This is a genomic window from Streptomyces sp. NPDC014727 (assembly GCF_043083485.1).
In the GTDB taxonomy this organism is placed as follows: Bacteria; Actinomycetota; Actinomycetes; order Streptomycetales; family Streptomycetaceae; genus Streptomyces.
Window position 1 is genome coordinate 39140 of the sequence record NZ_JBIBYR010000003.1, and the last position, 13430, is coordinate 52569.

The 13430-nt window shown below is 70.0% G+C and carries 13 protein-coding genes; 8 read left to right on the forward strand and 5 right to left on the reverse strand.

Annotated features, from left to right (window positions below):
* Positions 1–4 precede the first annotated feature (4 nt).
* The 3 genes from ACF1B9_RS06220 to ACF1B9_RS06230 are packed head-to-tail and all read left to right on the forward strand — an operon-like array spanning position 5 to position 2690.
* Positions 5–853, forward strand: a complete 849-nt coding sequence (locus ACF1B9_RS06220) for a CoA transferase subunit A (protein WP_391739746.1) — start codon at positions 5–7, stop codon at positions 851–853.
* On the forward strand, positions 850–1626 hold the full coding sequence (locus ACF1B9_RS06225; RefSeq protein ID WP_391739375.1) for a CoA-transferase subunit beta: 777 nt from the start codon (positions 850–852) through the stop codon (positions 1624–1626). Before ACF1B9_RS06220 ends, ACF1B9_RS06225 begins: the two co-directional genes overlap by 4 nt.
* Positions 1623–2690 carry an NAD(P)H-dependent flavin oxidoreductase gene (locus ACF1B9_RS06230; RefSeq protein ID WP_391739376.1) on the forward strand — a complete coding sequence of 356 codons (1068 nt, stop codon included), beginning with the start codon at positions 1623–1625 and terminating at the stop codon, positions 2688–2690. Before ACF1B9_RS06225 ends, ACF1B9_RS06230 begins: the two co-directional genes overlap by 4 nt.
* A gap of 130 nt (positions 2691–2820) precedes the next feature.
* Here the strand turns inward: ACF1B9_RS06230 and ACF1B9_RS06235 are convergent, their stop codons facing one another.
* Complete coding sequence (locus tag ACF1B9_RS06235) at positions 2821–3987, reverse strand: acyl-CoA dehydrogenase family protein (RefSeq protein ID WP_391739377.1); 1167 nt, start codon at positions 3985–3987, stop codon at positions 2821–2823.
* Positions 3988–4195: 208 nt separating this feature from the next.
* Between ACF1B9_RS06235 and ACF1B9_RS06240 the strand changes: the two genes are divergently transcribed.
* Complete coding sequence (locus ACF1B9_RS06240; protein ID WP_391739378.1) at positions 4196–5269, forward strand: acyl-CoA dehydrogenase family protein; 1074 nt, start codon at positions 4196–4198, stop codon at positions 5267–5269.
* A gap of 38 nt (positions 5270–5307) precedes the next feature.
* Positions 5308–6096 (forward strand): SDR family oxidoreductase, encoded by a 789-nt coding sequence (locus ACF1B9_RS06245; protein ID WP_391739379.1) that lies wholly within the window; start codon positions 5308–5310, stop codon positions 6094–6096.
* Positions 6097–6375: 279 nt separating this feature from the next.
* Here ACF1B9_RS06245 and ACF1B9_RS06250 read toward each other — a convergent pair whose 3' ends face one another.
* Entirely contained in the window at positions 6376–7179 is an 804-nt protein-coding gene (locus tag ACF1B9_RS06250; RefSeq protein ID WP_391739380.1) for an AraC family transcriptional regulator, read from the reverse strand.
* Positions 7180–7228: 49 nt separating this feature from the next.
* Here ACF1B9_RS06250 and ACF1B9_RS06255 point away from each other — a divergent pair, with 49 nt between their 5' ends.
* Positions 7229–7708 (forward strand): DUF2000 family protein, encoded by a 480-nt coding sequence (locus ACF1B9_RS06255; protein ID WP_391739381.1) that lies wholly within the window; start codon positions 7229–7231, stop codon positions 7706–7708.
* Positions 7709–7893: 185 nt separating this feature from the next.
* On the forward strand, positions 7894–8817 hold the full coding sequence (locus ACF1B9_RS06260) for an LLM class F420-dependent oxidoreductase (RefSeq protein WP_391739382.1): 924 nt from the start codon (positions 7894–7896) through the stop codon (positions 8815–8817).
* A 478-nt stretch (positions 8818–9295) separates the two neighbouring features.
* On the opposite strand, the gene ACF1B9_RS06265 is transcribed toward ACF1B9_RS06260, so the two are convergent.
* Positions 9296–10123: an SDR family oxidoreductase gene (locus tag ACF1B9_RS06265; RefSeq protein ID WP_391739383.1), complete on the reverse strand. Its 828-nt coding sequence runs from the start codon at positions 10121–10123 to the stop codon at positions 9296–9298.
* Between the two features lie 454 nt (positions 10124–10577).
* On the opposite strand from ACF1B9_RS06265, the gene ACF1B9_RS06270 reads away from it, so the two are divergent.
* The gene (locus ACF1B9_RS06270) at positions 10578–11099 is read left to right on the forward strand and encodes a hypothetical protein (RefSeq protein ID WP_391739384.1); all 522 of its coding nucleotides are present in this window, start codon (positions 10578–10580) and stop codon (positions 11097–11099) included.
* Between the two features lie 298 nt (positions 11100–11397).
* Here ACF1B9_RS06270 and ACF1B9_RS06275 read toward each other — a convergent pair whose 3' ends face one another.
* Together ACF1B9_RS06275 and ACF1B9_RS06280 are read right to left on the reverse strand one after the other, a co-directional pair.
* Positions 11398–12057 (reverse strand): hypothetical protein, encoded by a 660-nt coding sequence (locus ACF1B9_RS06275; protein WP_391739385.1) that lies wholly within the window; start codon positions 12055–12057, stop codon positions 11398–11400.
* A gap of 451 nt (positions 12058–12508) precedes the next feature.
* A complete protein-coding gene (locus ACF1B9_RS06280; RefSeq protein WP_391739386.1) occupies positions 12509–12985 on the reverse strand; it encodes a hypothetical protein in 477 nt (158 codons plus the stop codon).
* Positions 12986–13430: the final 445 nt, after the last annotated feature.

Genomic DNA, 13430 nt, shown 5'->3' on the forward strand with positions numbered 1-13430 from the left:
GACGATGACGGCCGACGATGTCGTCGGCCGTCTGGAGAGCGGCATGACGATCGGCATCGGTGGCTGGGGCTCGCGCCGCAAGCCGATGGCGCTGGTGCGGGCGCTGCTGCGCTCGGACCTCACCGACCTGACCGTGGTCTCGTACGGCGGCCCGGACGTCGGGCTGCTCGCGGCCGCGGGGAAGGTCCGCAAGCTGGTCGCGGCGTTCGGGACGCTCGACTCCATACCGCTCGAACCGCACTTCACCGCGGCCCGGCAACGGGGCGCGTTCGAGATGGTCGAGCTCGACGAGGCGATGCTGATGTGGGGCCTGACCGCCGGGGCGCACCGGCTGCCCTTCATGCCGGTACGGGCCGGCCTCGGATCGGACGTAATGAAGGTCAACCCGTCGCTGCGCACCGTCGTCTCACCGTACGAGGACGGTGAGGAGCTGGTCGCGGCACCGGCCCTGCGTCTGGACGCGGGCCTGGTCCACCTCAACCGCGCCGACGCACAGGGCAACGGCCAGTACCTGGGCCCCGACCCGTACTTCGACGACCTGTTCTGCGCGGCCGCCGACCACGCGTACGTCTCCTGCGAGCGGATCGTCGACACGGCGGACCTGCTCAAGGAGCACGGACCGCAGACCCTCCTGGTCAAGCGCCTGTTCGTGGACGGCGTCGTCGAGACACCGAACGGCGCGCACTTCACGTCCTGCGTGCCCGACCACGAACGCGACGAGGCCTTCCAGCGCGCCTACGTCCGAGCCGCCCGCGACCCCGAGGCGTGGCGGGCCTTCTACGAACGGTTCCTGTCCGGGGACGAAGCCGCGTACCAGGCCGCCGTGAGGGCGTTCCACCAGGAGGAAGCATGAGCGCCGACGAGACCGGCACCCCGACGGCGACCCGCGCCGACTACTGCGTGGTGGCCTGTGCCGAGGCCTGGCGGAACGCCGGCGAGGTCCTCGCCAGCCCCATGGGCACCGTCCCGGCGATCGGGGCGCGTCTGGCGAAGCTCACCTTCTCGCCCGACCTGCTGCTGACCGACGGCGAGGCGCTGCTCATGGGCGACGTGCCCGCGGTGGGGGTGAAGCCGGGGATCGTCGAGGGCTGGCTGCCGTTCCGTCAGCACCTCGCACTCACCGCCACCGGCCGTCGGCATGTGATGATGGGCGCCAGCCAGCTCGACCGGTACGGCAACCAGAACATCTCCTGCATCGGCGACTGGGCCAGGCCCGTGCGACAGCTGCTCGGAGTGCGCGGCGCTCCCGGCAACACCCTGAACAATCCGACGAGTTACTGGGTGCCCAGGCATTCGGCGCGGGTGTTCGTCGAGCGCGTCGACATGGTGAGCGGCGTCGGGTACGACCGGGCCGCGGCGGCCGGCCCCTCCGCGACCCGCTACCACCGCATCCCCGACGTCATCAGCAATCTGGGCGTCTTCGACTTCGAGACCCCCGACCGTACGATGCGGCTGCGCTCCCTGCATCCCGGAGTCACCGTCGAGCAGGTCTCCGAGGCCACCGGATTCGCCTTCACGATCCCCGACGAGGTGCCCCTCACCCGCGAGCCCACCGAGGCGGAACTGCGGCTGATCCGCGAGGTCATCGATCCGAAGGGGCAACGCGAGCGCGAGGTTCCGGCATGAGCGGGCCCGGGTCGATCCCCACCACGCTCACCGCACTGACGGGGGTCCGGCATCCGATCGTGCAGACCGGGATGGGCTGGGTGGCCGGCCCTCGCCTCGTGTCCGCCGCCGCGAACGCGGGAGCCCTCGGGATTCTCGCCTCCGCCACGATGAGCGTCGAACAGCTGCGCGCTGCGGTACGCGAGGTCCGGTCCCGTACGGACGCGCCGTTCGGCGTCAATCTGCGGGCGGACGCCGGGGACGCCGGCGAACGGGTGCGGATCATCATCGACGAGGAGGTGCGGGTGGCGTCCTTCGCGCTCGCGCCGTCGAAGGAGCTGATCGCCCGGCTCAAGGAGGCGGGCGTCGTCGTCATCCCTTCCGTGGGGGCCCGGCGGCACGCGGAGAAAGTGGCCGCGTGGGGTGCCGACGCGGTGATGGTGCAGGGCGGCGAGGGCGGCGGCCACACGGGGAACGTGGCCACCACGGTGCTGCTCCCCCAGGTCGTGGACGCCGTGGGCATCCCGGTGATCGCGGCCGGCGGCTTCCACGACGGCCGCGGTCTGCTCGCCGCGCTCGCCTACGGGGCGGCCGGGATCGGCATGGGCACGCGTTTCCTGCTCACCTCCGACAGCACCGTCCCGGCGGCGGTGAAGGCGAAGTACCTGGCCGCCACGGTGAAGGACGTCACGGTCACGACCAAGGTGGACGGGCTGCCGCACCGCATGCTGCGCACCGAACTGGTCGACGCCCTGGAGCGTTCGGGTCGGGCGGCCTCGCTGTTGCGGGCGCTGCGCCATGCCTCGGCCTTCAGGAAGGAGTCCGGGGCGAGCTGGCCCCGGCTGGTCCGCGACGGACTGGCGATGAGGCACGGCAGGGAGCTGACCTGGAGTCAGGTCCTCATGGCCGCCAACACCCCGATGCTCCTGAAGGCCTCGATGATCGACGGGCGCACCGATCTCGGGGTGATGGCCTCGGGGCAGGTGGCGGGCCTGATCGACGATCTGCCGTCCTGTGCGGAACTCGTCGACCGCATCATGGCCGAGGCGCAGGCCACGCTGAAGACGCTCTCCGGGACCGGTTGACGGTCTCCCGCGTACGCCGCCGGGGCGGTCCGGACTCGAAACCGCCCCGATCCGTGTGGAGGGGACGGCGACGGCCACCCGGTGTGCCCGTCCAGGAGGCAGCGCCCCGGTACATGGGCCGGCCGGGGCGTCAGGGGCGGATCTCCCTGGGCAGGCCGAGGACGCGCTCGGCGATGATGTTGCGCTGGATCTCGTTCGATCCGGCGTAGATGGTGTCGGAGCGGGAGAAGAGGAACAGCCGCTGCCAGTCGTCGAGTTCGTACGGTTCACCGGCGGCGAGCATGCCGCCCGCACCGCGGACGCTCATGGCGAGTTCGCCGAGCTCCCGGTGCCAGGTGGCCCAGAAGAGCTTGCCGATGGACGCTTCGGGTCCGGGTGCGCCCGCCGCCACGCCGTCGAGCATGCGCAGGGCGTGGCAGCGGATGGTCTCCAGCCCCGTCCAGGCCCGGGCCAGGCGGTCGCGGATCAGCGGATCGTCCGCGGCGCCGTTGCATCCGGCCAGTGCGATGAGGGCTTCGAGTTCGCGCCGGAAACCGACCTGCTGGCCGAGGGTGGAGACACCGCGTTCGAAGCCGAGCGTGGCCATGGCCACGCGCCAGCCCTCGCCCGGGGCTCCGACGATATGTTCGGCGCGTGTACGGGCCCCGTCGAAGAAGACCTCGTTGAACTCGCTGGTGCCGGTCAACTGGGCGATCGGCCGGATCTCGACGCCGGGCTGGTCCAGCGGGACCAGGAGGTACGACAGGCCCTCGTGGCGGGACGAGCCGGGCTCGGTGCGGGCCACCACGAAGCACCACTGCGCCTCGTGGGCGAGTGACGTCCAGATCTTCTGCCCGGTGACCACCCAGGAGTCGCCGTCGCGCTCGGCCCTGGTCCGGACGTTCGCCAGGTCGGAACCGGCGTCGGGCTCACTGTAGCCCTGGCACCACAGCTCCTCGGCCGCGACAATCGGCGGCAGGAAGCGGGCCCGCTGCTCCGGCGTGCCGAGGGCCACCAGGGTCGGGCCCAGCAGTTGTTCGCCGATGTGGTTGACGCGGGCGGGCGCGTCGGCGAGGGCGTACTCCTCGTGGAAGGCGACCTGCCGCTCGATGCTCGCGCCCCGGCCGCCGTACTCCTCGGGCCAGCCCACGCAGGTCCAGCCGGCTGCCGCCATGTGCCGCTCCCAGGCGAGCCGTTCGGCGAAGGCCTCGTGCTCGCGGCCCGGTCCGCCACGGCCTCGCAGACCCGCGAAGGGACCGGTGAGGTTGGCGGCCAGCCAGCCGCGGATCTCGGTGCGGAACTCCTCGACGCTGCTCATGGGATTACGTTAATCTACCAAACACTTGTTAGGGAAGCGACGAAGGCGCACAGGTACTTCGGCTGCACCGCCGCAAGCGGCCCGTCCCTGTGGATCCGCAGGGCCCGCCCGACGCGTGGCCGCCGGGACACCCCTGCCGCCTGCCGGGCCCATGTACTGGCCGCCCGACGCGCACGGCAGGGCGTGCCACACCGAGGGGAGCAGCCTGATGCGGCTGACTGAGGAGCAGGAAGAACTGCGGTCGGCCGTACGGTCACTGCTGACCCGGCACGAAGGAGCCGAGGCCTGGCGGCCGTTGACCGAGCAGATCGGCGTCGCCGGTCTCGCCGTGCCCGAGGACTACGGCGGGGCGGGCGGCGGCGCCCGGGATGTCCATGTGCTGATGGAGGAACTGGGCCGGAGCCTGAGTCCGCTGCCGTTCCTCGGCTCGGCGGTACTCACGGCCGGCGCACTGCTCGCCACCGGCGACAAGGCGGCCTGCGAGCGTCTGCTGCCGGGGCTCGCCGAGGGCGGCTCGGTGGGAACCCTGGCCTGGGCCGAGCAGGGATCCTGGGACCCGGAGGCAATACGCGCCGAGGCCGTGCCCGGACCCGGTGGAACCTGGCGCGTCACCGGGACGAAGGAGCATGTGCTGGACTGGCCCCGGCTCGACGTGCTGCTCGTCGCGGCCCGTACGGCGGCCGGGGTCTCGCTCTTCGACGTGGCGGTGGAAGCCGCCGGGGCGCACCGCGCACCCGTCGTCACCATGGACAGCACGCGGAGCCAGGCACAGTGGGTGCTGGACGACGCCGAGGCGCAGCTGATCGGCGTGGACGGCGACGGCGGACGAAGCCTGGCGCAGGTACGGGACCTGGCCTGCGCGGCGCTCGCCGCGGAGCAGGTGGGCGCGGCCGGGCGCTGCCTCGAACTCACCGTCGCCTACGCCCGGGACCGCGTCCAGTTCGGCCGCCCCATCGGCTCGTTCCAGGCCGTCAAGCACCGACTCGCAGACGCCTACGTCCTGGTGGAGTCGGCACGTTCGGCGGCGCTCGGCGCCGCCTTCGCCGCCGACCAGGACCCCGGCGCGCTGCCACGGGCCGCCGCTGTCGCGAAGTCGGTCTGTTCCGAGGCGTTCTCGGCGGTGGCCGGCGAGATGATCCAGTTGCACGGCGGCATCGGCATCACCTGGGAGCACGACGCGCACCGCTACTTCAAGCGGGCGCACGGGGCGGGCGAACTGTTCGGTTCGGCCGCGCGGCACCGGGCGCGGCTCGCCGCCGGGCTCGGGCTGGCCGCGAACTGACCACCGATCGGGCACACTCGGCAGAGAGGCCGTACATCATGGACATGGACAACCCGTTGGACTTCACGGGGCGCGTGGTGCTCGTCACCGGCGGCACGAAGGGCATCGGTGCCGCCATCGCCGAGGCGTTCCTCGATGCCGGGGCCGACGTCGTCGTCTGCGGCCGCAACGCCCCGGACACGACGCCGGCGGTGCGGGGCCGGGCGGCGGTCTTCGTCTCCGCCGACGTACGCGACCCCGCGGCGGCCGTCCGGCTCGTCGACGCGGCGGTGGAACGCTTCGGCCGCCTCGACGTGCTCGTCAACAACGCGGGCGGCTCCCCGGACGCCGACGCCGCCACCGTCTCGCCCCGTTTCGTGGAGAGGATCGTCGCGCTCAACCTGCTCGCGCCGTTCTACGTGGCGCAGGCGGCCCACCGCGTCATGAGGACCCAGCACGGCGGCGGTTCGGTCATCAACATCGGCAGCGTCTCCGCGCACGACCCGCAGCCCGGCACCGCCGCCTACACGGCCGCCAAGGCCGGACTGCTGGCCCTCACCAAGGCGCTTGCGCTGGAGTGGGCTCCCGAGGTGCGGGTCAATCACATCACCACCGGGCTGATCCGCACCGAGAGCGCGGCGGCCGTCTACGGCACGGACGGCGGGGCGTCGGTGGGTCGCGTCATCCCGATGGGACGGATGGCCGTCCCCCCGGACGTCGCCCACGCCTGCCTGTTCCTGGCGAGCGGGCTGTCCGGATATGTCAACGGGGCGGACCTCGCGGTGCACGGCGGTGGGGAGTTCCCCGCCCGCTATCTCGCCGCGAAGTCGGCCGACGTGCAGGAGTGAACGGGGCGGGGACGCTTCGACGGAGCACACTCGACGGGGTTGCCGCGCCGCAGCGCGTTGCCGCCGGCGGTCTTGAAGAGCAGATCGCTCGGGCGACGGCCGGTTCGGTGCCGCGGACCTGGTCCCGCCGCGTGCGCAGCCTCAGCCGCCGACGCGGCCGCTGCATCAGGGGCATGGGTACGCCTGCGTCGGAGCACATGACCGGACGAAGGCCGCCTCCGCGTCCCGCGATAGCCCGGGCGAGCTGTCCGTGCGGCGACAAACGCGGGCGCCTCGCGCTCAACCGGCGGCGCCGGTTCGGGCGTACCGGCCCGGTGTGATGCCCACGATTCGCTTGAAGTGCCGGGTGAGGTGGGACTGGTCGTAGAAGCCGGCGGCTGCCGCCGCCTCGCCCGGCGGCTGCCCGTCGAGGAGCAGACGGCGGGCCAGGTCGACACGGCGGGACGTCACGTACTGGTGGGGTGCGATGCCGAAGGCGGCGCTGAACGCCCGTACGAGATGCGTGGGATGGACGTGGAACAGACGTGCGGCCTCGGCCAGAGTGATGGCTTCACGCAGGCGCTCGTCGAGGAGGTCACGCAGTTCGTGAGCGACGCCACGGTCGGGCCCCGGACCGGCGACGGCCGACCCGGGGCGCAGGTGTTCGCGCAGGCGCTCGCTGATGAGGGCCAGACGGCTCTCCGCCTCGAACTCGTCGCCCCGGCCGGCGAGGGCTGTGTGCAGCTGCCCGACGCGTCTGCGCAGGACGCAATCGGCCAGGTCAGGGCTGTCCACCGCGGGATTGATGAAGCTTTTGTCCAGTTGCGACATGTCGAGATAGAGCACGCGCTTGCGGAAGCCGTGAGGAGTGGCGGGTGAGCCGTTGTGCGGGACCTCCGGCGGGAGCAGGCTCACGGTGTCGCCCGGGGTGGCGCGCTCATGGCGGGCCAGGTCGTAGCGGACCGCCCCGTCGTCGACGATCAGCAGGGTCCAGGCGTCGTGGACGTGCATGGGGTACGCGTGCTCGGTGAAGTGGGCGTGGAAGACCTCCACGACACCCGCGACCGGCGGGCGCCAGGCGGAGACTTCCTGCCGCAGCTTCACGCAAAGAACGTACAAGACCGAGCAGGCGTGAGCCCGGCAGTCTCAAAGCATGAGAACCAAGGATGAGACCGAGGCGGGGGTCCGCATCGTGACCGGTGCGGGATCCGAGGACGCGCCTGTCCGCTTCGACACCAAGATCGCCGTACTACTGCGCGACGACCTGGAGCCCTGGCAGCGGCTGAATGTGACCGCCTTCGTGGTCAGCGGACTCGGCACCGTGTCACCGGAGGTGGTCGGCGGGCCGTATGCGGACGCGGACGACACCACGTACCTGCCGATGTTCCGCCAGCCCGTGCTGGTCTTCCAGGGGGCGAAGGAGACGCTGACCACCGCGCACACTCGTGCGCTGTCCCGCTCGCTCCCGACGGCCGTGTTCACCTCGGAGCTGTTCGGCACGGGCAACGACCGGGACAACCGGGCAGCTGTGCGCACCGTGGGCAAGGACCGGCTCGATCTGGTGGGGATGGCCGTCTACGGGCCACGCAACGCGGTGGACAAGGTCCTCAAGGGTGCGCGGATGCATCCCTGACCAACGCGCCCCCGTGTGAGCACCTTGCAGGGAGAGGCACGCCCCCGCATCAGTGCGGGGGCCACTGCTCGACGTCTCCGCGGGCCGGAGCTCTGCCGGCGACAGCAGTCGTGTACACACGAATGACAAAGAGTTGTCACACAACAACCGGAATGCGCAGTCGACCGCAGTTGGTTCGCACTGACATGACCATAGGAGTAGCACTCAACGCGACGGACGCCACCAACCAGATCGATGCCACTGTGCAACTCGCGCACGAGGCTGCGGCTGCCGGGCTGCGGTCGGCCTGGTTCGGGCAGACCTTCGGCGCGGACTCGCCCCAGCTCGCGGCAGTCGTCGGGCGAGAAGTACCCGGGCTGCACGTGGGCACGTCGGCGATTCCTGTATTCGGCCGCCACCCCCTGCTGGTCTCCAGCCAGGCCCAGACCGCCCAGGCGGCCACGCACGGCCGCTACCATCTCGGACTGGCGCTCGGCACCAAACTCCTGACCGAGGCGGGCTTCGGCATCCCCTTCGAACGGCCCATCGCGCGCCTGCGTGAATTCCTCACCGCTCTGCGGCAGTTGACCGAGACCGGCACCGCCGACTTCCACGGAGAACTGCTCACCGCCACTACACCGATTCCCGCGCGTGTGCCGGGCGCCGAGAACGGTGTGCCGTTGCTCGTCGCCGCGATGGGCCCCCAGGCCCTGCGCGCCAGCGGTGAGCTGGCGGATGGGATCCTGCCCTATCTCGCCGGGCCGCGTGCCCTGAGCGAGCACATCGTTCCGGCTGTCACCGCGGCGGCAGAGACCGCCGGCCGGCCCGCGCCCCGGATCGTCGCGCTGGTGCACGGAGTGGTCACGGACGACGTCGACTCCGTACGCGGGAAGGCCACTGAACAGCTCGCCTTCTACGAGCAGATCCCGTCCTACGCACGTGTCATCGAACTCTCCGGTGCCCTGCGAGCCTCCGATGTCGCGGTGATCGGTGACGAGAAGGCGGTCGCCGCCGAGGTGCGACGGTACCGGGATGCCGGCGCGACGGAGGTGGTGTTCTCCGGCACCGAGGTCGCCGGGGCCGCCGATCGGCGCCGTACCTGGGAACTCCTTGGAGGGCTGGCCGGTTGAGTGCCGGCGGGTGGTTGTACGGCCGTCGGCGGCGTCCCCGCCACTCGTGCCAGTGGTGACGCGCAGCATGCTGGTTCCGTGACAACTGCCCTGCGCCGTCGCTGCAGACCCGCCGGCTTTGTCCACGGGTTTCGGTTCCTGCCCAGCTCGTGTGGTGTGGCCACGCTGGGTGATCAGCGGATGCCTGGGGGCACTCGGCCTTGACCGCCATGAGCGGGCGGTCGCACAGCACATTCTCATCGACCTCCTGGCGGGTCCGATCCTCCAGCAGGTCAACCACCCGCTCACCGGGCCACCAGGGGTTGCGTGAAGTGCGTCATGGGCCGACGGTACCTCCACCGCGGAACGGCCCCGTCAGCCCGCGAGGAAGGCAGTGTGCCGTCGAATCTCGGGGTCTGGCACACATTCTGCGGTCGGGTATCAGTGGTGGGCAGAACCATCACCGTTTTCCGCTCAGCCAGGCCGTTGGGCAAGGCGGTCACGCCGTCGCGGCGCAGAACTGGTGAGCACCGCGCAGCGTGGTGCTCAGATTCCGCTGGGTCGCCTCGCTGTCGAGGCGTACGTCGAGGGCCCCGGGAAGCGCGCTGTCCGCCCGCAGGCCCGTGGGCAGCCGGGAGGCATCGATTCCGTCCCGCCTGGCGATGAGGATGCCGAGTTCGTGACGGCTCACAGCGTCGGTACCGGCGAGGTGCTGGATGCCGGCCTTGTCGTGCGATGCCAGTTCCAGGAGGGCAGCGGCCAGGTCGACGACGTGTACCGGGCAGCGTATGTCGTCGGTGAACAGGGCGCCGTCGCGGGTTCCCGCGGCGAGTTCGTGCACGGCGCGCTCATGTACGGAACGTCCATACCCGATGATCAGCGATGTCCGGGCAACGACGGCCTCCGGATTTACGAAGAGGACCCCGGTCTCCGCTGCCGCCTTCGCCGCTCCGTACGGGGTTACGGGGTCAGGGAGGCACGACTCGTCGTAATGGACCCGGGCGCCGGAAAACACCGCGTCCGAGGAGACGTGGACCATGCGGGCTCCGTACTTCGCCGCCGCCATCGCCAGCCGGACGGGGCCCTCCGCCGTGACCGCCCAGTCGGCTCCAGCGCTCGATGCGTTGACGACAAGATGCGGGCCGACCTCTGCCATGACAGCGTCCACGCGTGCGGCATGCCGCAGGTCAAGCTCATGCCACGCAACTTCGGAAGTGCCGCCGGGCCTGGTCGCGTAGGTGGCGGCCGTTGTGTGCCCGGCCGCTATTGCCTGCCGGATCAGCTCGGCCCCCAGGAAGCCGCTCCCGCCGGTGATCAGAACTGTCATGGCGCGACATCGTAGGCGTGTCCCGCGCACATCCCGTGGTCGGCAGCCGCAGACCACTGCTGAACTCTTGCACCCGAGAACCGGACGTGCGCGGCCTTCAGCACATCCGGCTCGGGCAAAGCCCCAAAGGTCTTCTCGGTTCGGCAGGGTCTTGCTTCCCTGCCTCCATCGCCCGCACGGTACCGATGCAGGCATTTGCCGTGCGCAAGGCGCACGTCGTCGGCGTTCTGAACCGTCACGAACCGACTCCGGACCGAAGACGTACATGGGGAGGCCCCGACCACGGTCGGGGTCAGACGGCCATACACCCGGCGCTGTCCTGCCGGCACTTCGGTGCTGCTTGCGGGGCGGTTGCGGCCAATCGTCCTCCCTCAACTCTCCTACGGATGCGCCTGGTTCACGGCCGGTTTCGAAGTGGCTGGCCAGAACGTCGACCGACGTCGAGAATATCGTCATGACCAACGGCCAGGACGAGCGCATATTCATCCGCAGCAAGTGGGGCACAAACCGGTACGTCTACAACCCGGGCCATCCCGTCGGCCGCGCCCTCATCCTCGGATCGCTGCTGTTCGGCCTCGGCGGCATGTACCTGCTCTACCACCCCGGCCTCCTCAACGGGGCCGACACCTGGGACGCGGGCGAACTGCGGTCCGCGGTGGCAGCGGCGACCACCGAGCTGTCGAACGATGCTCGCTTCGGGCCGGGGACCGTCAACTTCGAGGACATCCTGGAGGCCGACATCGCGAAGCACGGTCACAGTTCCCAGCACGCGCTGACCGTCGTCCTCGCCTCCGAGCCGCCGAAGTCCGCCCTGATCGACGGAGGCGCGGAACAGGCCGACTACACCGTCACCGCCGAAGGCACGGACGCCGCGTTCTGTGTCGAGGTCCACGCCATGAAACGCAAGTTGGCCACGGGCTACGAATCCGTCGCCATCTCCGTCGGCGACGGCGCATGCCTTGACGCAGATACCTGATGCCCGAGTCTGTTGCGAGGCGGTGTCCCGGTGGTTCACCGGGCGCGCACGGGGTGGTCAGCCTCCGTGGGGCGCGCGGTGACCGCGTAGAACCGTGGGCTCGGTCTGGCTCCGGATGCGGGCTGCTGACGACGCAGCGGCGGACGTGGGAAGGCCCGAAGAACGGACACGGCATCCTTGCAGATCGTGAAGCTTCGACACCTCCGTGATCCACCACGGGTCGTGTCCACTTGCTTCCCGCACTCCTGCCCCACGATCACCGTGAACCGGGGCAACCCACCTGAATTTCGGGGCCCTGCTAGTAGGGCTCGCCTGCCGTTCCATGAGGAGGGCGCCCGGCGTCAGGAGCGGCTGAGTTCGTGGCCCATTCGGTGAGGGCGGTGAGGGCGTCCACCGGGTGTCTGGCACGGATCCGGATCCGTCGGTAGCGGTCGCCCGGCTCCGGAAACTGCGGGGATCGGTCCCATCTGCGGGCGAAGCGCCAGATCCAGGTGCCGTGGTGAAGCCTTCGGGCCGAGGCGAAGCCGTGGTCGCCGCGCAGCCGTACCTCGACGTTCAGCGGCTCGCGGAACGGAGTCAGCTCGGTCGTGTCGTAGCCGATGCGGAAGCTGACCTCGGCGTCCTTCCAGTCCAGCCGATCGACTTCCGCGATTCGCTCGCGCGCGATCCGGGCGCCCTTGCGGAGGAACACGGGGTCATGGATGACCAGGGCGTCGGCCTCCAGGGTGAGCCGGGGTCTGGACAGCAGAGCCCTCACAGTTTGCACCTGAGCCGGAACGGTTGCGAAGGAGACCGCAGCGGCCGCCACAGCCATCGAGGTGCCCAGCACATCAGGCTGCCCCGTGACGGCGTCCCATCCGATTGTGACGGCCGCCAACGGCAGGCCCAGCCCCCACGGAAGCACGGCGAACACGGCGAGTACGGCCCGCCATCGTGAACGGACAAGCGCGATGTCCATGACCGGCGATGCTAAGGGTTGTCCCGTAATCCCTGGTGGGCGCGCGGCGTCAGCTACGGCACCTCGCCGCGTTGTCGGAACGTCCGCATACAACCAGTATGCGGACGCCCCTCCGCCTTGCGATGCACCGCATCTGACGCCGCGCGCTGTTCCACCAGGGATTACGGGACAACCCTTAGGCGGCCAGGGCCTGCCATGCCAATATCGCTCGCACCATCAGACATCATGGCCGCGATGACCGCCGAATCCTGAAACTCTAGAGATTTGGACAACCGGCCAGATCACCAACTCGCCAGGGCCCTGGCCGCTCGATACAGGCGTCCGCGCCCCGGCAAAAGAAGACCGAGGCCGCAGGGTTGTCGGGAGAAAGGGCATCAGACCTGTGAAGCCACTGGGTCCGATGCCCTCAAAGGGTCACGGGAAGGAACCCCGAACCGATGCCGCCGAGGGGTCAGTCCCCGGTGTTGGTGGCCCAGACGGGGCGCCTGTCCGCGTTGTAGACGACTACGTTGCCGTCGTCCTGGATGGCGAGGTAGGCGCCCTTGCGCCAGGTGTCGGAGGCCCACAGCGGCTTGCCGCCGCGGTCGTAGAGGACGAAGTTCCCGTCTTCCTGCATGACCGCGTGGTCACCGTTGGGATAGGCACCAGGGGCCTGCCACACCGGGCGGCCGTCCTTGTACAGGACGAAGTTCCCGTCCTGCTGCACCCGCAGGATGGCCCGGCCGTTGCCCGAGGTCCAGGCCTGGTTCTTCTGCAGCGTCGCCCTCGGGTAGATCAGCGTGTCGGACGTGGGGCGTGCACCGGATACCTGAGTGTGGCGGGCCCCGCCCGGTGCGGACACGGAGGCCTGAGCTGTGCCCGCCAGCATTCCGCCGACCGCGAGTACCGCGGCCGCGACGGCGAGGGACGGGAAGGTACGGAGTTTCATCGATTTCCTTTACGGGATCGGGACGCCCTGTTTTCAGGGCCACGCCTTGAAGCTGCCACAAATCCATCGAAGAAAACTCATTCCGAGAAATCAAGAATTAGTCAGGATTACTTAAATCCATATCAGCACGAGAGGAATCTTGTTTCACGAAAAGCCATCTCCTGAACCCAGGAAAATATCCGCCACAAACGCAATGCGAGTGCCGTACGAATCTCGGAACGCCGCAGGTCCGCACCAGTGTGACGTCGGCCGATGCTCGGCCGGTACGATCGACAGCCGGCCGGCGCCCCGCCTGTACCGCCGCAGCGCATCGAATGGCAATCAACTACGACATTCCACATGAGGATTCTCGCCCCGCGCCGCTGCGCGGTGCGCGGTGCGCGGTGCGCTCCGTGCCCTCGCCATGGCGCATATCGGGGTTCACCCCACCAGCCGAGCACAGTTT

Excerpts from the sequence above, each read along its gene's own strand:
- ACF1B9_RS06230 (WP_391739376.1), top strand. The coding sequence starts at position 1,623 with ATGAGCGGGCCCGGGTCGATCCCCACCACGCTCACCGCACTGACGGGG.
- ACF1B9_RS06235 (WP_391739377.1), bottom strand. The coding sequence starts at position 3,987 with ATGAGCAGCGTCGAGGAGTTCCGCACCGAGATCCGCGGCTGGCTGGCC.
- ACF1B9_RS06270 (WP_391739384.1), top strand. The coding sequence starts at position 10,578 with ATGACCAACGGCCAGGACGAGCGCATATTCATCCGCAGCAAGTGGGGC.
- ACF1B9_RS06275 (WP_391739385.1), bottom strand. The coding sequence starts at position 12,057 with ATGGACATCGCGCTTGTCCGTTCACGATGGCGGGCCGTACTCGCCGTG.
- ACF1B9_RS06260 (WP_391739382.1), top strand. The coding sequence starts at position 7,894 with ATGACCATAGGAGTAGCACTCAACGCGACGGACGCCACCAACCAGATC.
- ACF1B9_RS06240 (WP_391739378.1), top strand. The coding sequence starts at position 4,196 with ATGCGGCTGACTGAGGAGCAGGAAGAACTGCGGTCGGCCGTACGGTCA.
- ACF1B9_RS06220 (WP_391739746.1), top strand. The coding sequence starts at position 5 with ATGACGGCCGACGATGTCGTCGGCCGTCTGGAGAGCGGCATGACGATC.
- ACF1B9_RS06265 (WP_391739383.1), bottom strand. The coding sequence starts at position 10,123 with ATGACAGTTCTGATCACCGGCGGGAGCGGCTTCCTGGGGGCCGAGCTG.
- ACF1B9_RS06245 (WP_391739379.1), top strand. The coding sequence starts at position 5,308 with ATGGACATGGACAACCCGTTGGACTTCACGGGGCGCGTGGTGCTCGTC.
- ACF1B9_RS06255 (WP_391739381.1), top strand. The coding sequence starts at position 7,229 with ATGAGAACCAAGGATGAGACCGAGGCGGGGGTCCGCATCGTGACCGGT.
- ACF1B9_RS06225 (WP_391739375.1), top strand. The coding sequence starts at position 850 with ATGAGCGCCGACGAGACCGGCACCCCGACGGCGACCCGCGCCGACTAC.
- ACF1B9_RS06280 (WP_391739386.1), bottom strand. The coding sequence starts at position 12,985 with ATGAAACTCCGTACCTTCCCGTCCCTCGCCGTCGCGGCCGCGGTACTC.